The 15,405-nt window shown below is 74.5% G+C and carries 20 protein-coding genes; 6 read left to right on the forward strand and 14 right to left on the reverse strand.

Annotation, left to right across the window (positions count from 1 at the left end; all coding sequences use genetic code 11):
* Window positions 1–31 precede the first annotated feature (31 nt).
* Complete coding sequence (gene arr / locus K329_RS0113260) at window positions 32–454, forward strand: NAD(+)--rifampin ADP-ribosyltransferase (RefSeq protein ID WP_028473426.1); 423 nt, start codon at window positions 32–34, stop codon at window positions 452–454.
* Here arr and K329_RS0113265 read toward each other — a convergent pair.
* The gene (locus tag K329_RS0113265) at window positions 447–1,835 is read right to left on the reverse strand and encodes an HNH endonuclease signature motif containing protein (RefSeq protein ID WP_028473427.1); all 1,389 of its coding nucleotides are present in this window, start codon (window positions 1,833–1,835) and stop codon (window positions 447–449) included. The genes arr and K329_RS0113265 overlap by 8 nt on opposite strands.
* 72 nt (window positions 1,836–1,907) lie before the next feature.
* Window positions 1,908–2,405, reverse strand: a complete 498-nt coding sequence (locus K329_RS0113270; RefSeq protein WP_245596553.1) for a VOC family protein — start codon at window positions 2,403–2,405, stop codon at window positions 1,908–1,910.
* A 35-nt stretch (window positions 2,406–2,440) separates the two neighbouring features.
* On the opposite strand from K329_RS0113270, the gene K329_RS0113275 reads away from it, so the two are divergent.
* Window positions 2,441–3,232: a hypothetical protein gene (locus K329_RS0113275; protein ID WP_028473429.1), complete on the forward strand. Its 792-nt coding sequence runs from the start codon at window positions 2,441–2,443 to the stop codon at window positions 3,230–3,232.
* Between the two features lie 19 nt (window positions 3,233–3,251).
* On the opposite strand, the gene K329_RS0113280 is transcribed toward K329_RS0113275, so the two are convergent.
* Together K329_RS0113280 and K329_RS0113285 are read right to left on the reverse strand one after the other, a co-directional pair.
* Window positions 3,252–3,773: a hypothetical protein gene (locus tag K329_RS0113280; protein WP_028473430.1), complete on the reverse strand. Its 522-nt coding sequence runs from the start codon at window positions 3,771–3,773 to the stop codon at window positions 3,252–3,254.
* Between the two features lie 39 nt (window positions 3,774–3,812).
* A complete protein-coding gene (locus K329_RS0113285) occupies window positions 3,813–5,036 on the reverse strand; it encodes an MFS transporter (protein WP_028473431.1) in 1,224 nt (407 codons plus the stop codon).
* Window positions 5,037–5,065: 29 nt separating this feature from the next.
* Here K329_RS0113285 and K329_RS0113290 point away from each other — a divergent pair, with 29 nt between their 5' ends.
* Window positions 5,066–5,842: a DeoR/GlpR family DNA-binding transcription regulator gene (locus tag K329_RS0113290; RefSeq protein WP_028473432.1), complete on the forward strand. Its 777-nt coding sequence runs from the start codon at window positions 5,066–5,068 to the stop codon at window positions 5,840–5,842.
* Window positions 5,843–5,869: 27 nt separating this feature from the next.
* Here the strand turns inward: K329_RS0113290 and K329_RS0113295 are convergent, their stop codons facing one another.
* The 4 genes from K329_RS0113295 to K329_RS0113310 all read right to left on the reverse strand — a co-directional run bounded on the left by K329_RS0113295 (window position 5,870) and on the right by K329_RS0113310 (window position 8,629).
* Window positions 5,870–6,316, reverse strand: coding sequence for a hypothetical protein (locus tag K329_RS0113295; RefSeq protein WP_028473433.1), 447 nt, complete (start codon window positions 6,314–6,316; stop codon window positions 5,870–5,872).
* The gene (locus tag K329_RS0113300; RefSeq protein WP_028473434.1) at window positions 6,313–6,762 is read right to left on the reverse strand and encodes a hypothetical protein; all 450 of its coding nucleotides are present in this window, start codon (window positions 6,760–6,762) and stop codon (window positions 6,313–6,315) included. Before K329_RS0113300 ends, K329_RS0113295 begins: the two co-directional genes overlap by 4 nt.
* Before the next feature lie 86 nt (window positions 6,763–6,848).
* Window positions 6,849–7,760, reverse strand: coding sequence for a serine hydrolase (locus K329_RS0113305; RefSeq protein ID WP_028473435.1), 912 nt, complete (start codon window positions 7,758–7,760; stop codon window positions 6,849–6,851).
* The gene (locus K329_RS0113310) at window positions 7,757–8,629 is read right to left on the reverse strand and encodes a LysR family transcriptional regulator (RefSeq protein ID WP_028473436.1); all 873 of its coding nucleotides are present in this window, start codon (window positions 8,627–8,629) and stop codon (window positions 7,757–7,759) included. The genes K329_RS0113305 and K329_RS0113310 overlap by 4 nt, the downstream gene beginning before the upstream one ends.
* An 89-nt stretch (window positions 8,630–8,718) precedes the next feature.
* Here K329_RS0113310 and bla point away from each other — a divergent pair, with 89 nt between their 5' ends.
* Complete coding sequence (gene bla, locus K329_RS0113315; protein ID WP_028473437.1) at window positions 8,719–9,705, forward strand: class A beta-lactamase; 987 nt, start codon at window positions 8,719–8,721, stop codon at window positions 9,703–9,705.
* Between the two features lie 33 nt (window positions 9,706–9,738).
* Here the strand turns inward: bla and K329_RS0113320 are convergent, their stop codons facing one another.
* Genes K329_RS0113320 through K329_RS0113330 form a run of 3 tightly spaced genes read right to left on the reverse strand, consistent with a single transcriptional unit; the run spans window position 9,739 to window position 12,187 of the window.
* Entirely contained in the window at window positions 9,739–10,383 is a 645-nt protein-coding gene (locus tag K329_RS0113320) for a class I SAM-dependent methyltransferase (RefSeq protein ID WP_245596555.1), read from the reverse strand.
* Window positions 10,376–11,212: a tRNA pseudouridine(38-40) synthase TruA gene (gene truA, locus K329_RS0113325; RefSeq protein WP_028473439.1), complete on the reverse strand. Its 837-nt coding sequence runs from the start codon at window positions 11,210–11,212 to the stop codon at window positions 10,376–10,378. The genes K329_RS0113320 and truA overlap by 8 nt, the downstream gene beginning before the upstream one ends.
* A 9-nt stretch (window positions 11,213–11,221) precedes the next feature.
* Window positions 11,222–12,187: a PfkB family carbohydrate kinase gene (locus K329_RS0113330; RefSeq protein WP_245596556.1), complete on the reverse strand. Its 966-nt coding sequence runs from the start codon at window positions 12,185–12,187 to the stop codon at window positions 11,222–11,224.
* A gap of 47 nt (window positions 12,188–12,234) precedes the next feature.
* Here K329_RS0113330 and K329_RS0113335 point away from each other — a divergent pair, with 47 nt between their 5' ends.
* Window positions 12,235–12,939 carry a DUF2786 domain-containing protein gene (locus K329_RS0113335; RefSeq protein ID WP_028473441.1) on the forward strand — a complete coding sequence of 235 codons (705 nt, stop codon included), beginning with the start codon at window positions 12,235–12,237 and terminating at the stop codon, window positions 12,937–12,939.
* 16 nt (window positions 12,940–12,955) lie between these two features.
* A complete protein-coding gene (locus tag K329_RS0113340) occupies window positions 12,956–13,336 on the forward strand; it encodes a GntR family transcriptional regulator (protein WP_028473442.1) in 381 nt (126 codons plus the stop codon).
* 34 nt (window positions 13,337–13,370) lie between these two features.
* Here K329_RS0113340 and K329_RS0113345 read toward each other — a convergent pair whose 3' ends face one another.
* The 3 genes from K329_RS0113345 to K329_RS0113355 all read right to left on the reverse strand — a co-directional run bounded on the left by K329_RS0113345 (window position 13,371) and on the right by K329_RS0113355 (window position 15,381).
* Window positions 13,371–13,619, reverse strand: a complete 249-nt coding sequence (locus tag K329_RS0113345; protein ID WP_028473443.1) for a hypothetical protein — start codon at window positions 13,617–13,619, stop codon at window positions 13,371–13,373.
* 89 nt (window positions 13,620–13,708) lie between these two features.
* Complete coding sequence (gene rplQ / locus K329_RS0113350; protein ID WP_028473444.1) at window positions 13,709–14,278, reverse strand: 50S ribosomal protein L17; 570 nt, start codon at window positions 14,276–14,278, stop codon at window positions 13,709–13,711.
* Window positions 14,279–14,364: 86 nt separating this feature from the next.
* A complete protein-coding gene (locus K329_RS0113355; RefSeq protein ID WP_028473445.1) occupies window positions 14,365–15,381 on the reverse strand; it encodes a DNA-directed RNA polymerase subunit alpha in 1,017 nt (338 codons plus the stop codon).
* Between the last annotated feature and the right edge of the window lie 24 nt (window positions 15,382–15,405).

Consider the following 15,405-nt stretch of genomic DNA (forward strand, 5'->3'; position numbering starts at 1 on the left):
ACTCCCCCGGCCGGTTCCCTACGCTGTGACGATGACCGAGGCGCTGGACGCGGGACCGTTCTTCCACGGCACGACGGCCGACCTGCGGGCGGGCGACCTCCTCACCGCCGGGTTCCGGTCGAACTACCGGCCCGAGGTCGTCATGAACCACGTCTACTTCACCGCGCTGCGCGACGGCGCGGGCCTGGCGGCGGAGCTCGCGGCGGAGCTCGCGGCCGGCGTCGGCACGCCCCGGGTGTACGCCGTCGAGCCGACCGGCCCCTTCGAGAACGATCCGAACGTCACCGACAAGAAGTTCCCCGGCAACCCCACGCGCTCCTACCGCAGCACGGAGCCCCTCCGGGTCGTCGCCGAGGTGACGGACTGGACGCGCCTGACCCCCGAGGCGCTGCAGGCCTGGCGCGACCGGCTCGCCGTGCTGCGCGCCGATCCGCGGGCCGAGATCATCAACTGACGAACGGCGTCACGTCCGTCGTGCCGTCGGGCGACACGACGAACCGCTGGTCGTGGGGATCGGTCCAGGCGTAGGTGGCCGCCTCGATGCGACGGTAGGACCACCCGGCATGGGTCTTGAGCCGGTGGTGGTGTCGGCACAGCGGCGCGAGGTGCTCGGTGGAGGTCTGGCCGGGCGGACCGCCCGAACCCGGGTCGAGCCAGGGTTCGATGTGGTCGAGGTCGCCGGTGTCGGCGCGACGCTCGCAGTACGGGAAGACGCAGGTCGTGTGGTGGGCCAGCACCTGGCGCCGGACCCGCTCGGGGATCTCGTAGGCGTCGACCGCCACTCGGTCCGTCGGGTCGACGACCGGCAGCACGGTCAGGTGGGTGTCGGTGCGTCCGCACCACTCCCGGACCTGCTCGGCCAGCACGGGCACACCCGACCCGGAGCCCGCCGAGGCGTTGCGAGCCACCGGGTCGCACCCGGCCAGGGCCCGTTCGGAGAGGTGCAGGTGCAGCACGGCGCGCTTGCGCGGTCGTCGTACGGCGTCCGTCGTCCCCGCCAGCAGGGCGAGGGCCTGGGCGGGGTCGGCCAGCACGCCCATCGCGATGGACCGGCGGACGTCGAGGGAGGTGCCGGCGTGGGGTGCACCCTCCTCCCCCAGCCGCTCGGCGACGGCGGTGAGGGTCTCGTCGAAGTCGGCGAGATCCTTCCAGTCGCCGCGCGCCTCGAGCTCGGCGATGCCGGTGTGGCCCATCCCCGCCTCGTCGAGCCGCACCCAGCGCGCGTCGAGGGCCTCGAGCTGCTCGAGCTCGCGGTCCTCGGCGTGGAGCCGGAGCATCGCCTCGTCGAGCAGCTTGTCGAGCGTGGCGACGCCGACCTTCTCGGCCACGGCCGCGACGTGCTCGTCGACGTACGCGGCGACGTCGTCGGGCTGCCCGGCCACCGTGGCGGCGACCCGACGCGCACGCCAGGCGGGCACCTGCCCGGCGGTGACGCGCTCCCAGACCCGCGGCAGACGGTGGCTCAGGATCAGGGCATCCCGGATCAGCAGCCGCCCGGCCACCGTGGCCATCCCGTTGGCGGCCGCGAACGAGGCCGCTGCGTCCCACGCGAGGGCGGGCACGCCGTACCAACCACCGGCCGCCACCAGCTCGTCGACGGACAGCGACCGGTCGTCGGGCGGCGCGGCGTACGCGTGCTCCCCGACCAGGCACGGCGCAGCGGGGGCGTGCGGGTCGGGGTGGGCGTAGGCCCACTCGATCGCCGTCCAGAGGATCTCGACCTCCGCCGCGTCGGCGAGCGAGCGCGCGTCGCGCACCCGCGCCAGCAGGTCGCCGGGCGTGACCGCGGGCAGCACGGGAGCGACCCGGGGGCTCTCGGTGGCGGGCGGCGACATACCCTGATTCTATTCGAACAAGCATTCGATGGCCAGCCTCGTCCAGCGATCTGTGGAGAACCTGCGGGAGCCTCAGACCACGCAGAACTCGTTGCCCTCGGGATCGGACATGACCACGTGGTCGAGTGCGTCGTCCACGTGGTGCTCGGCGACGACCGCGCCGCCGGCCCGTACCAGTCGCGCGACCGTCGCGCGGATGGCCTCACGCCGAGACCCCGCCGGCTGCGCCCGGCCACCCGACACCTGCAGATCGAGATGGAGCCGGTTCTTCACGCTCTTCTCCTCCCGCACGCGAGGCAACGAGAGCGGCGGCGCGACGCCGAGTGGGTCGACGAGTGCGGCGCCGTCGTCCCACTCGTCCTCGGGAACGCCGCTCGCGACGAACCACGCCTCCCAGCTCGCGAAGCCCGCGGGCGGCAGGGCATCGACGTACCCGAGCGCCTCCTTCCAGAAAGCGGCCACGACGGCCGGCGACGTGCAATCGATCGTGAGCGTCCAGCGGGTCGTCATGTCGACCAGTCTGGTGCTCCTGACCCGCCCGGACCACCGCTCATGAGCACCGGGGCTCACGCCCCGAGGGCCGCCCTCCGCGCAGGCTCGACCCCATGGTCGCCACCCACGCCAGCCCCGATTCGTACGTCGACTCCCGCCGCCGCTTCTGGACCTGCCACCTGACCGCCATGGTCCTCGCGCCGACGGTCTACGTGCTGGTCGAGATGCTGCTGCTGGGCGGGATGGAACCAGAGCCGCTCGGGATCGGCGGAACGGCTGGACTGCTGGAGCTCGCCGCGACGTTCTTCGCCCTGTCGCCGGTGCTCGGCGGCCTGAGCCTCGCGTCGGCCGCCGCCGGCACCGCATGCGCCACCTCCATCGGACGCAGTGCCGCGGCGGCTGCGTCGGGCCGGGTGCTCGCGGTCGTCTGGGCGGCCGTCATGTCGGTCGTCGTCTTCTTCTTCCCGATCACGGTGCTGCACCGACTGTTCGGCGTCACGTCGCCGCTGGAGCCGGCGGCGATCCTCGTCGGCGCGCTGCCCTACCTGCTCTTCATGATCGTCTTCACCGGCACGGCCGCCGTCACGGACCTCAGCCAAGCCCGACTCCATGCCAGGACGACATCCACGGACGACAACCCGGGCACCGTCCACCACGACCGCCCGCGCCCCTCCGACATCGCGCTCGCGCTCGCCACCGCCGTCACGGCCTGCGCGTTCGCACTCCTGGTCGCCGGACTGACGACGATGACGTACCTCGTCCCGGTCGCGACCTTCGCCGCCGTGAGCGGGCTCTGGCTGCTGGCGACGCCGGGCACCCGCACGGTCCACCACACCCTCGGCTGGGGGGCGGCGGTGCTGGGGACGACGGCGTTGCTGCTCTCGCTGGCCGGCGGTGGGGGCTAGGCCTGCGTCGCCTCACGGGTCAGCGGCGACCGCCGACCTCACGATGCCACCGGGCGGCATTCTCACTGGCGGTGCGGATGATCGCGTCCGGCGCGGACGGTGACGGCCAGAGCTCCAGCAGGTAGAAGTCGACGACGCCCTCGGCGAACTCGCCCTCATTCCCCGCATCGCGGCCTCGTGCGCTGACCCGGAGGCGGTACGTCGCGGGCGGCAGGTCCAGCCGCCCGGACTCCTCGACGGCCCAGGTCTGCCACCGCACAGGGACGTTCTCCGGCACGGTGGTCGAGATCTCCACGACGTCCTCCCAGATCGGGTCGCCGGCTGGCTCCCCGTCGAGCAGGACAGCGCGCACCTGCGACCCGCCGGAGCGGCGCGCGAGACTGATGTAGACCCCGTCGTCGGCCGCGCCGCCGACCAGCCCGTTCACCTGGCCGGCAAAGAAGGGATCCCAGTCGCCCGCGAAGCCCTCGCCCTCACCCCAGATGAGGTCGAACTGGCCGTAGTCGGTGTCGATGACCTGGTCGAGGAGGACGTGTGGCATGAAGGGAGGCTAAGCCAGCCGCATCGACAGCGCTCGGGCCTAGACGCCCACCCGGTCCCCCCGCCGCGTCCGCTCCGCGAGCACGGCCGCGACGACCCCCGCCCCCAGCGGCACGACCATCGCCACCTGCAGGCTCGTGGAGTCCGACAGCAGCCCGATCACGGGTGACGTCGCGAGGAACCCGAGACGCATCAGCCAGCCCAGCAGCGCCACTCCCGTGCCGACCGGCAGGCCCGGCACCCGGTCGGCCGCAGCGAACGCCGCCGGCACGAGGGTCGCGCTGCCGAACCCCATCAGCGCGAACCCGAGGAACGCGAACGGGTGGGGCAGCCCGACCACCACGAGCACCATCCCGAGCGCGGCGAGCAGCCCGCCGTTGCGGGCCACCGCCCCCCGGCCCCAGCGGTCCGTCATCGGGTCGCCGAGCAGCCGCCCGACGAACTGGCTGACCAGCACCACCGTCAGCCCGAGGCCCGCGAACACCGCCGGCGCCGACGTCTCGCGACCGAGGAACAGCACCACCCAGTTGTTCGCGACGTCCTCCATCAGCGTGCCGCAGATCGCGAGCAGCACCAGGGGCAGCAGCAGCCGGTGGGCGACGCGCCGTACCCGGGGTGCGGGCGCCGCCACGGACCCCGCCGCCGACTCGTCGGCGACCTGCCCCGCGACCTGCCCCGCGACCTGCCCCGCCACCTGCTCCGACGACGCTCCCCGCGGCAGGACCGCCAGCCACGCCGCGAGCACCGCGACCGCGCTCCACACGAGGCCGTTGACGGTCATCTGCACGCCGATCGGTACGTCGGTCGCGGCCGCCGCCGCGCCGATCACCCCGCCGGAGGCCGCCCCCAGGCTCCAGATCGCGTGGAGCGAGTTGATGATCGAGCGCCCGCGCAGCCGCTCGACCGCGATGCCGTGCACGTTCTGCGCGGCGTCGACGACCGCGTCGAGCACCCCGCCCAGCATGAGCGCGACGAACAGCAGCGCGACCGTGCCGCTGACCCCGGCCACGCCCATCGCGATCGCCAGGAGCACCGAGCCGACCGCCGTGAGCAGCGGCGCGCCGAAGCGCCGGATCAGGGGACCGCCGGCCCCGGCGGCCAGGATCGCGCCGGCCGGGAACGCGACGACCGTCAGGCCGAACGCGGTGTTGGAGAGGTCGAGGGCGTCCTTGATCTCGGGGTAGCGCGGCAGGAGCGCGCTGTAGAGCACACCGTTGGTGAAGAACATGAGCGAGACGCCGAGACGGGCGCGGGTGGCGGGCACCGCGCGACCGTAGGCGGTTGAATGATCACGTGCAACGATCGAATCGCCACAAGACGATCATCCAGGCCGTGGCCGGCGGCGAGACCGTCACCATCGCCTCCCTGAGCCGCCTGACGGGCGCCTCGGCGGTCACGATCCGTCGCGACCTCACCGAGCTCGCCGCCATCGGCGCCGTCACCCGCACCCACGGCGGGGCCCGGCGGGCGCAGCAGCGCGGCGTGCCGATGCCGTTCGCGGCCCGCTCCGAGGCCGATCATGACCTCAAGGCCGCGCTCGCGGCGGTCGCCTCGACGCTGGTCGCCGACGACGACGCCGTGGTGGTCGACAACGGCACCACGTGCCTCGCTGTGGCCCGCGTCCTGGCGGGCCGCCCCGTCACCGCCCTGGCCCTCTCGCTCCACGCCGCCGCGGCCCTCGCCGCGCGACCCGGCGCCACCGTCGTCGTACCGGGCGGGGTCGTGGAGACCGACACCTACGCCTTCGGGGGCGCCTCGGCCGTCGAGGCCGTCCGCGACTTCCGCGCCGACGTCGCCGTGCTCGGCGCGTGCTCCGCGTCGGTCACCCAGGGGCTCACCTCCACGACGTACGACGACGCGGCGCTCAAGCGGGCCGTGCTCGCGAGCGCGACCCGGCGAGTACTGGTGACGTCACCGGAGAAGCTGGCCCGCAGCTCGGCGTTCCGGTTCGGCGACGCGGGCGACCTCACCCACCTCGTCACCGGCGTCGACGCACCCCCGGACGTGCTCGACGCGTTCCGCGCGGAGGGCGTCGAGGTGCACCTCGCCGAGGTCCGGGCCGGCGGGTAGGCCGGCGGGTGGACCGACGGGCGCCCGTCAGCCGAGGTCGGCGCAGGCCCGCTCGAGCTCGGCGAAGGCGTCGCGGATGCCGTCCTCGTCGAACTGCCGGTAGGACTGCACGATGAGCTCGCCGGACTCCCCGAGGTCGGCGTAGGCCTCGTCCTCGGCCCCAGCCGCCTGGGCGAGCCCGTAGACGGCGGTCATCTCGCCGTACTCGGGGCTCTCGAGGACCGACTCCTCGCTGTCGAAGCCCAGCGGGTCGTCCGGATCCATCCGCGCGGCGATCGCGCACGCCGTCTCGGCGTTCGCCCGGGCACCGCCTCCGTCACCCTCGTCGGTGGGCGCGAAGGCCAGGTAGCCGACGAGCACGCCGAGCCCGGCGGACACGAGGGCCACGACGGCGACGAGCGCGATCCACCGGCCGATCCCGCGGCGCGCCGGGGTCGAGGGGTGCGGAGGATGCGGGAGGTGCGGCGAGGTCATCGGTCGACCTCCGCGCAGAGGTCGGTGAGCTCGTCGACGGCGTCCTCGATCGTCGCTGCGTCGGCGCGCTGGAACCCCGTGAAGATGAGCTCGCCCTGCTCGGCGAGGTCGTCGTAGGCACTGTCGTCGGCCCCGGCCGCCTGCGCGTGGCCGTAGATCGCGATGAGCTCGCCGTAGGCCGAGGTCTCGACGACGGACTCCTCGCTGTCCTCGCCCAGCGGGTCGTCGGTGTCCACCCGCTCCACGAGCACGCACGCGTCCCGCGCGTTCGCGGCGGCCCGCTCGTCGGCCGAGCCGGGGTCGCCAGCGTCGTCGCCACCGAAGAGCAGGAAGCCGAGGGCCACCCCCAGCCCGACCGCCACCAGGGCCACGAAGGAGAAGAGCACCAGCCCGCGACCGAAGCCGCGACGAGGGGACGAGGTCTGCGGAGCGTGCGGCGAGGTCATCGCCCCACCCTCCCTCGGGTCGGTCGCCGCCAAACCCCCCGGCGGCCTCGTCGTGGCGGCCGACGACCGAGGCGGCTCGGACCGCCTCAGCCCGCCCGCAGCAGGTCGTGCAGTGCACGGGCGACCGCGCCCATCGTGGCCTCGGCGTGGGGCTGGACCGAGGCGGCCACCCGCGACTCGGTGAGCGCGGCCACGGCGTACACCCCGCCGTCCGCGTGCTCGACCACCCCGCACTCGTGGCGCTGGTGGAGCAGCGTTCCGGTCTTCGACGACCATCGGGCGGCGTCGCTGGCGAAGTCCGGAGCCAGCCGCTGCCGGAGCACGTTGAGCCCCATCAGGGCCCGCACCCGCTCGGCGACGTCCGGGTCGACGCGCGACGGGGTCCAGAGCGCGGCCAGCAGGTCGACGAGCGCCGTGGCGGTCGCCGTGCTGGCCCGTGAGGTGTCGAGCTGGGCGATCGCGTGGCCGCCGCCCGCCGTGCCCTCCTCGATCGCGAGGCGCAGCGCCAGGTGGGCCTCGTCGGTGTTCAACCGCTCCGCCGGCGTGCCGGTCAGCTCCGCCACCGGGTGGCGCACCGTGATGCCGTCGAGCCCGGTCTCCCGCAGGTACGACGCGACGTCCGCCGGCGGCACGAGCCGGAACAGGGCGTCGGCGGCGGTCGAGTCGCTGAGCGCGACGGCGAGGTAGAGGAGGTCGTCGACCGCGACGAGCGCCGGGTGGCGGAACCGCCCCAGCCCCGGTGGGCCGGGCCGCTCCTGCAGCTCGGGCACCCCCGGCCCGACCTCGAGCCGCTCCGCCGGGTCGAGCTCGCCGCGCCGCACCCGGTCGAGCACCGCCATCGCGAGCGGCACCTTCGCGATCGAGGCCACGGCGTACGGCGTGCCCGGCTCGATACCGACCTGCTCGCCGGTCGCGAGGTCGCGCACGAGGAACGACCCGCGCAGCCCGGCCTCGTCGAGCTGCTCGCGCAGCGCCCGCAGGCGTCGGTCCTCGCTCATGCCGGCTCCGCCCCGAGGTAGGCCGCCAGCGGGTCGCGCAGGCGCTGCCGGAGGCGTCGTACCTCGGCCACGTTGCCGCCCACCAGGTCGTGGCCGCGCACGAGGTCGAGCTCGCCGAGCGGGCGCCAGTGCAGCTCGAGGTCGCGCGCCTCCGCGGGCGTGCAGAGCAGCAGGTCGCCGTCGAGCACCGCGGCCACCGCCGCCGACGGCGAGGCCGCCGTCACCACCTGGCCCGGCCGCAGCCCGACCGCGTCGCGCAGCCGCAGCAGCGGGTCGCGCACCCCGGGCACGTCGTCCTCGGGCAGCAGCCACACCCGCGTCGCCGGCCGGCCCCGGCTCGCCCGCGCGACCCTCAGCGACCCCAGGTGCAGCGCCGCGCCCCGGCCCACGGTCGCCGCCGCCAGCCCGAGCGGCGCCCGCCAGGCGGCCTCCGCGGCGGGCACGGCGACGAGGGCGGCGCGCACCGTCCGCTCGTCGGTGAGCGCGGCCCGCTCGGCCGGCGACGCCGGGCGCACCTCCAGCGGCACCCCCGCCGACCGCGCCGCCACCAGCAGCGCCGCCTCCCGACGTACGTCGCCCGCGGGCACCGCGAGCACCAACGGCCGCTCGCGCTCGGCGCCGGCGTCCGCGACGAGGTCCTCCGCGGCCCGCACGAGGCGTCGGGCCGAGGGCAGCAGCGTGGTGCCGGCGTCGGTGAGCCGGGCCCGGCGTGCGGTGCGGTCGAAGAGCTCGACCCCGAGGTGGCGCTCGAGAGCCGCGACACGACGGCTGGCGACCGGCTGCGGCACCCCGGCCGCCTCGGCGCCGTGGGTGAAGGAGCCGCGCTCGCCGACGAGCACGAAGGCGCGGCACGCCTGCACGAGGTCCATGACGCCAGACTGCCACTCATGCCCTCGACGCATGGAACCTCGCCGCCCAGTCTTGGACGGCATGACGACCGTCGGCGAGGGTCGGGGCCATGAGCCGATCCCTCACCGCCCTCACCGGCGGCACCGCCCTGGCCCTCGTCACCCTCGTCGGGTGCTCCGGAGACTCGGACGCCGTCGAGGCTCCCCCCTCGAGCGGCCCCTCGAGCGGGCCGTCGAGCGCACCGACGAGCAGCACCGACGCCGCCTGCACCGAGACCTTCCCCGCCCCGACCGACGTCACCGCCGACGCCACCACGGCGGCGTTCACCGCGCTCGAGACCGCGTACGACGCCCGCCTCGGCGTCGTCGCGGTCGAGCTCGCGACGGGCGAGACCGTCGCCCACCGCGGCGACGAGCGGTTCGCCTTCGCCTCCACGATCAAGGCGCTGCAGGCCGGCGCGGTGCTCCGCGACGCGAGCGACGCCGACCTCGACCGCGTCGTCACCTACACCGAGGCCGACCTGCTGGAGTACGCGCCGATCACCGAGCAGCACGTCGCCGACGGCATGACCGTGCGCGCCCTGCTCGACGCGTCGGTGCGCTACAGCGACAACACCGCGGCCAACCTGCTCTTCGACGAGGTCGGGGGCCCGGCCGGGCTGGCCGAGGAGCTCGCGCTCGTCGACGACACCACCACGCTGCCCGTGCGGGAGGAGCCCGACCTCAACACGGCCGTGCCGGGCGACGAGCGCGACACCAGCACCCCGGCCGCGCTGGCAGCGTCGCTGGCGTCGTACACGACCGGCTGCCTCCTGCCCGAGGAGCGGCGCGCCGAGCTGGTCGACCTGCTGGAGCGCAACACCACCGGCGACGCGCTCGTGCGGGCGGGCGCCCCCGAGGGCTGGACGATCGGCGACAAGACGGGCTCCGCGTCCTACGGCACCCGCAACGACATCGCGATCGCGTGGCCGCCCGCCGGCTCCGACCGCTCCCCCGTGGCGATCGCCGTGCTCACCAGCCAGGACGAGCAGGACGACCCGACCCTCGACGCGCTCGTCGCCGACGCGACCCGCGAGGCGTTCGCGGCGCTCGACTGAGGGCCCCCGACCCCGTGCGACGCGCCGGCCCGCTCAGCCCCGGCGCACCTCCAGCACGCGGAACCCCTTGGCGCTGGCGGTGCGCTCGGTGGGCCAGCCCTGCTCGCCGAGCCAGCGCTGCAGCGAGTCGGCGCCGAGGTTCTTGCCGACGACGAGCACGGCCCGGCCGCCCGGCGCGAGGCGCGGCAGCCAGCGCAGCAGCAGCTCGTGGAGGGCCGCCTTGCCGATCCGGATCGGCGGGTTCGACCAGATCTCGTCGTACGTCGCGTCGTCGGCCACCGCATCGGGGAGCACCGCGGTGTAGCGGTCGGCGAGACCGAGCGCCGCGGCGTTCTCGTTCGCGAGGAGCAGGGCCCGCTCGTTGACGTCGACCCCGGTGACCTCGACGCACGGGTCGCAGGCCGCCACGGCGAGGCCGATGACGCCGTACCCGCAGCCCAGGTCGAGCACCCGGCCCGCGCCCCGCGGCGGGTCGGTCTCGCGGAAGAGGATCGCCGTGCCCACGTCGAGGCGGCCGCGGGCGAAGACGCCCGAGCCGGTGGCGAGGTCGAGCTCGGCGCCCCACACGTCGACCGTCACCGGCTGGCGCGTGAACGGCACGGAGGGGTCGGCGGTGAAGTAGTGCTCCTGGTCGTCCGCGGCGTCGGGGCGGTCGGGGTTCTCCACGTGGTCAGTCAAGCGTCCGCACCTTCCTCGTCGCCTCGGCCCGGGCCGCCAGCTCGGCGTCGTCGGGGTAGGCGACCTCCTCGAGCACCAGGCCGCGCCCGTGCAGCACCTGCACCGCGGGGTGCTTCACGCCCGCGACCATCACCTCGTGCGCCCACGAGACCGGGCGACGGCCGTCGCCGATCGCGATCAGGCAGCCGACGAGGGCGCGCACCATGTTGTGGCAGAACGCGTCCGCCCGGATCGTGCCCTCGAGCACCCCGGTGTCGGGACGGCGCGCCCAGTGCAGGTCGAGCAGCGTGCGGATCGTGGTCGCCCCCTCCCGCCGCTTGCAGAAGGTGGCGAAGTCCTGGCGCCCGAGCAGCGTCGCCGCCGCCTCGTTCATCAGGCCCTCGTCGACGGGGTGCGCCCAGGCCAGCACGGTGCGTCGCGTGAGCGGGTCGACGAGCTCGGGGCGGTCGGCGATCCGGTAGGCGTAGCGGCGCCAGACCGCCGAGAACCGGGCGTCGAAGCCCTCGGGCGCGACGCGCGTGCGGTGCACCCGGACGTCGGGCGGCAGGATCCCGTTGAGGCGGCGGGTGAGGTTGGCGACCGGGTCGTGCCCGGAGCGGCCGGCCGAGGCGGCGACCGCGGACTCGTCGACGTCGACGTGCAGCACCTGCGAGCGGGCATGGACGCCGGCATCGGTGCGACCGGCCACCACGACGGGCAGGCGGCCGTCGGCGCGCAGCACCGTGGCGAGCGCGCCCTCGAACTCCTCCTGCACGGTGCGCAGGCCCGGCTGGGTCGCCCAGCCGCGGAAGTCGGTTCCGTCGTATCCGAGGTCGATCCGCAGGCGCACCGGGGGATCCTACGGCCCGGTGGCGGCCCCGACCTCGGCGAGGTACGGCGGGTCGGCCCCCGGCCGCGACACGGTCACCGCTGCGGCGCGCACGGCGTACGCGAGCGCCGCCCGCGCCTCGTCGAGCGGGAGCGCCGCCAGCCGGTCGCGGGCCGCCGCGCCGACGACCCCCTGCCCCCAGAGCGCCGAGACCAGACCGGCCGAGACGGTGTCGCCGGCCCCGATGGTGTCGACCACGACGACGTCGGCCACGGCCGGCACCGCGATCACACCCTGGGCGCTGTGCCACGACGCACCCTCGCCGCCGCGGGTGACGACCACCGCCGCCGGGCCGAGCGCGAGCAGGTGCGCCACCGCGGCCTCGGGGTCGAGGTCGGGCCAGAGCTGGGCGAGGTCCTCGTCGGAGGCCTTGAGCACGTCGGTCTCGCGCACGACCTCCTCGACCCGCGCCACCACGTCGGGCCCCGTGCCCGTGATGGCGGGGCGGGCGTTGACGTCGTAGCTGACGAGCGCCCTCGGCCGCTCGGCTCGAGCGAGGGCGAGCACGTCGTCGCTGCCCGGCGGCAGCACCGCGGCGATGGAGCAGACGTGCAGCCAGCCCGGCTCGCCCTCGCCGACCGCGACGGGGCCGAGACGCCACTCGAGGTCGAACTCGTACGACGCGGCGCCGCGCTCGTCGATCGTGGCGACGGCCGAGGAGGAGCGCTCGATGGTCTCGGGGTCGGAGGCGAGGCGCACGCCGTCGCGCCCGAGCTGGGCGGCGAGGATGCCGCCGAGACGGTCGTCGGCGATCGCGGTGGCGAACCACGTGGGTCGCTGGAGGCGGGCCAGCGCGACGGCCACGTTGGCGGCGCTGCCGCCCGCACGCTCCTCGACCGTGCCGTCCGGGCGGTTCACGACGTCGACGAGCGACTCGCCGACCACGAGCGCCACCTGTGCCGCCACCGGGTTCTCCACAGCCTCTGCCTGGTCCACGGCGCCACCTCATCACACTGTCGGTCGCGCGTGCGAGGGTGCTCGGCATGGAGGAGCACCCGAAGCTGACGCTCGTGCGCAAGCTGCTCGCGAAGGCGGAGAGCCCGGCGGCCACGGCGGAGGAGTCCGAGGCCTACACGGCCAAGGCGGCGACCCTGATCGCGGAGTACGGCATCGACCGCGCGCTCCTCGCCCGCGACGACCCGGGCAGCGACCCCGTGGGCGACCGGGTGATCGACCTGGAGGCGCCCTACGCACTGGAGAAGGCCGACCTGGTCTCCGCGGTGGCGGCCCACCTGCGCTGCCGTGCGGTCATCGCGATCCGCCGCACCGTCGACGGCAAGGTGCACACCGCCCACCTCTTCGGCCACGCCTCCGACCTCGAGCGGGCCGAGCTGCTGTTCACGAGCCTGCTGGTGCAGGCCTGGACGGGGGTGCAGCGGGCGCCCGTGCCGTGGCGCGAGAGCGCGGCGGCCTACCGACGCTCGTGGCTCGGCGGGTTCACCTACGCCGTGGGCCGCCGGCTCGAGGCGTCCGAGTCCGACGCCGTCCGAGCCTCTGCGAGCGGCACCGCCCTCGTGCTGGCCGACCGCACCGCCGAGGTGGAGCAGGCGCTGCGCGAGGCCTTCCCCGACGTACGCCGCGCGCGGCCCCGCGAGCTGTCCGGGTCCGGGGGCGCCGAGGGGTGGAGCGCGGGGCAGCGGGCCGACCTCGGCACCACCCGGATCGGCGGGCGACGGGCACTGGGGTGACATCTAGGGTGAGCCCGTGCCGTCCGTGCCGAGCTTCGACGCCCCCGACCCCGACTCCCCCACGCCGCCGTACGAGCAGCTGCGCGCCCAGGTCGCCCGCCGCGTGGTCGCGGGCGACCTGCCGGCCGGCGCCAAGCTGCCCACCGTGCGCGGGCTGGCCGAGCAGGTGGGACTGGCCGTGAACACCGTCGCCCGCGTCTACCGCGAGCTCGAGGCCGACGGGGTCGTGGAGACGCACGGGCGTCGGGGCACCTTCGTCGCCACGTCGTCGGTCGGCGCCGGCCAGGACGTCGCCGCCGACGCGGCGACGTACGTGGGCGCCGCACGGCGGGCGGGCCTCACCCGCGACGAGGCCGTCCGGGCGCTCGACCGCGCCTGGGACGACGCCGGTCGCTGACCCGCCGGTCAGACGCCCGGTCAGACGGTCGGCGTCACTGCCGCTCGGCGACGATGTGCTCCCCGCCCGACTCCTCCAGGGCCGCCGCGGCGTCGGGCGCGTCCGTGGTCGGCGCGACGTCCTCGGCCTCCGGGGTCGGGTCGTTGGGCTCGTCGTCCGCGGAGCCCGCGACCGGCCCGCCCGCCTCCTCCTCGCGGGCCGAGCCGTCCACGGTGGGGCTGTCGGTGGAGAGCTCCTCGGCGGGCAGCTCGGCGGTGGGCGTGGGGTCGACGGATTCGCTCATGACCCCAACCTAGGTCGACCCCGAAATGCCGAACGGCCCGCCACCCCTCGCAGGGGTGGCGGGCCGTCGTACGACGTGGGGTGAAGCCCTCAGGCCTTGTCGCCCTCGGTCTTCTCGTCGGTCGACTCGTCGGCAGCGGCCTCGGTGGACTCCTCGGCGGGGGTCTCCTCGGCGGCGGCCTCGTCGGTCGTCTCCTCGGTGGACTCCTCGGCGGGGGTCTCCTCGGCAGCGGCCGGCTTCTCGTCGGCCTTGGTCGCGGCCGGCGTGGTGACGGCCTTCGCGACGTACTCCTCGGTCACGATCTCGATGACCGCCATGGGGGCGTTGTCGCCCTTGCGGGGGCCGAGCTTCGTGATGCGGGTGTACCCGCCCGGACGCTCGGCGAAGGTGGGCGCGATCTCCGTGAAGAGCACGTGCACGACGCCCTTGTCACGGATGGTCTTGAGGACCTCGCGGCGCTGGGCCAGCGGGTTCTCGCCCAGGTGGGCCTTCTTCGCCTTGGTGATGAGCTTCTCGGCGTGCGGACGCAGCGTGCGCGCCTTCGACTCGGTCGTCGTGATCCGGCCGTAGCGGAACAGGTCCGTGGCCAGGTTCGCGAGGATGAGGCGCTGGTGCGCGGGGCTGCCGCCGAGGCGGGCGCCCTTCTTCGGGGTAGGCATCGTGCTTCTCTCGATTCTCTCCGGCCGTACCAGGTACCGGAGTAGAGGTGATCAGGCTGGGGTGACCAGCCCGAGGTGGGGCTGGATCAGTACTGCTCGTCCTCGACGAACGCGTCGTCGTCGTCGTCGCCGTACGCCGCGAGGGCGGCCTGCGGGTCGAAGCCGGGCGCGCTGTCCTTGAGGGACAGGCCCATCTCGACCAGCTTGGCCTTGACCTCATCGATCGACTTGGCGCCGAAGTTGCGGATGTCGAGCAGGTCCTGCTCCGAGCGCGAGATGAGCTCACCCACGGTGTGGATGCCCTCGCGCTTGAGGCAGTTGTAGGAGCGGACCGTCAGCTGCAGGTCCTCGACCGGGAGGGCGAGGTCGGCGGCGAGCTGCTCGTCGACGGGCGACGGGCCGATGTCGATGCCCTCGGCCTCGACGTTGAGCTCACGGGCGAGGCCGAAGAGCTCGACGAGGGTCTTGCCGGCCGAGGCGATCGCGTCGCGGGGACGGATCGACGGCTTCGTCTCGACGTCGATGACGAGCTTGTCGAAGTCGGTGCGCTGCTCGACTCGGGTGGCCTCGACCTTGTAGGTCACCTTCAGCACGGGGCTGTAGATCGAGTCGACCGGGATGCGGCCGATCTCGTTGTCGGCACCCTTGTTCTGCACGGCGGAGACGTAGCCGCGGCCGCGCTCGACGACGAGCTCCATCTCCAGCTTGCCCTTGTCGGACAGCGTGGCGAGCTTCAGGTCGGGGTTGTGCACCTCGACACCGGCCGGGGGCGCGATGTCGGCCGCGGTGACGTCGCCGGCACCGGACTTGCGGAGGTACATCGTGACCGGCTCGTCGTGCTCGGAGGAGACGACGAGACCCTTGAGGTTCAGGATGATCTCGGTGACGTCCTCCTTGACACCCTCGACGGTCTCGAACTCGTGGAGCACGTTGTCGAGCTTGATGCTGGTGACCGACGCTCCCGGGATGGACGAGAGGAGGGTGCGGCGCAGCGAGTTGCCGAGCGTGTAGCCGAAGCCGGGCTCCAGGGGCTCGATGACGAACCGAGCGCGGAACTCGTCGACGATCTCTTCCGAGAGTGTCGGGCGCTGAGCAATGAGCACTGGTGGATTCCTTTCCGGCCTCAC

This window comes from Nocardioides alkalitolerans DSM 16699, from assembly GCF_000426525.1.
In the GTDB taxonomy this organism is placed as follows: Bacteria; Actinomycetota; Actinomycetes; order Propionibacteriales; family Nocardioidaceae; genus Nocardioides; species Nocardioides alkalitolerans.

What these genes read in the sequence shown, in the direction of transcription:
- arr (WP_028473426.1), top strand. Translation starts at nt 32, where the DNA reads ATGACCGAGGCGCTGGACGCGGGACCGTTCTTCCACGGCACGACGGCC.
- K329_RS0113265 (WP_028473427.1), bottom strand. Translation starts at nt 1,835, where the DNA reads ATGTCGCCGCCCGCCACCGAGAGCCCCCGGGTCGCTCCCGTGCTGCCC.
- K329_RS0113275 (WP_028473429.1), top strand. Translation starts at nt 2,441, where the DNA reads ATGGTCGCCACCCACGCCAGCCCCGATTCGTACGTCGACTCCCGCCGC.
- K329_RS0113280 (WP_028473430.1), bottom strand. Translation starts at nt 3,773, where the DNA reads ATGCCACACGTCCTCCTCGACCAGGTCATCGACACCGACTACGGCCAG.
- K329_RS0113295 (WP_028473433.1), bottom strand. Translation starts at nt 6,316, where the DNA reads ATGACCTCGCCGCACCTCCCGCATCCTCCGCACCCCTCGACCCCGGCG.
- K329_RS0113300 (WP_028473434.1), bottom strand. Translation starts at nt 6,762, where the DNA reads ATGACCTCGCCGCACGCTCCGCAGACCTCGTCCCCTCGTCGCGGCTTC.
- K329_RS0113305 (WP_028473435.1), bottom strand. Translation starts at nt 7,760, where the DNA reads ATGAGCGAGGACCGACGCCTGCGGGCGCTGCGCGAGCAGCTCGACGAG.
- K329_RS0113310 (WP_028473436.1), bottom strand. Translation starts at nt 8,629, where the DNA reads ATGGACCTCGTGCAGGCGTGCCGCGCCTTCGTGCTCGTCGGCGAGCGC.
- bla (WP_028473437.1), top strand. Translation starts at nt 8,719, where the DNA reads ATGAGCCGATCCCTCACCGCCCTCACCGGCGGCACCGCCCTGGCCCTC.
- K329_RS0113335 (WP_028473441.1), top strand. Translation starts at nt 12,235, where the DNA reads ATGGAGGAGCACCCGAAGCTGACGCTCGTGCGCAAGCTGCTCGCGAAG.
- K329_RS0113345 (WP_028473443.1), bottom strand. Translation starts at nt 13,619, where the DNA reads ATGAGCGAATCCGTCGACCCCACGCCCACCGCCGAGCTGCCCGCCGAG.
- rplQ (WP_028473444.1), bottom strand. Translation starts at nt 14,278, where the DNA reads ATGCCTACCCCGAAGAAGGGCGCCCGCCTCGGCGGCAGCCCCGCGCAC.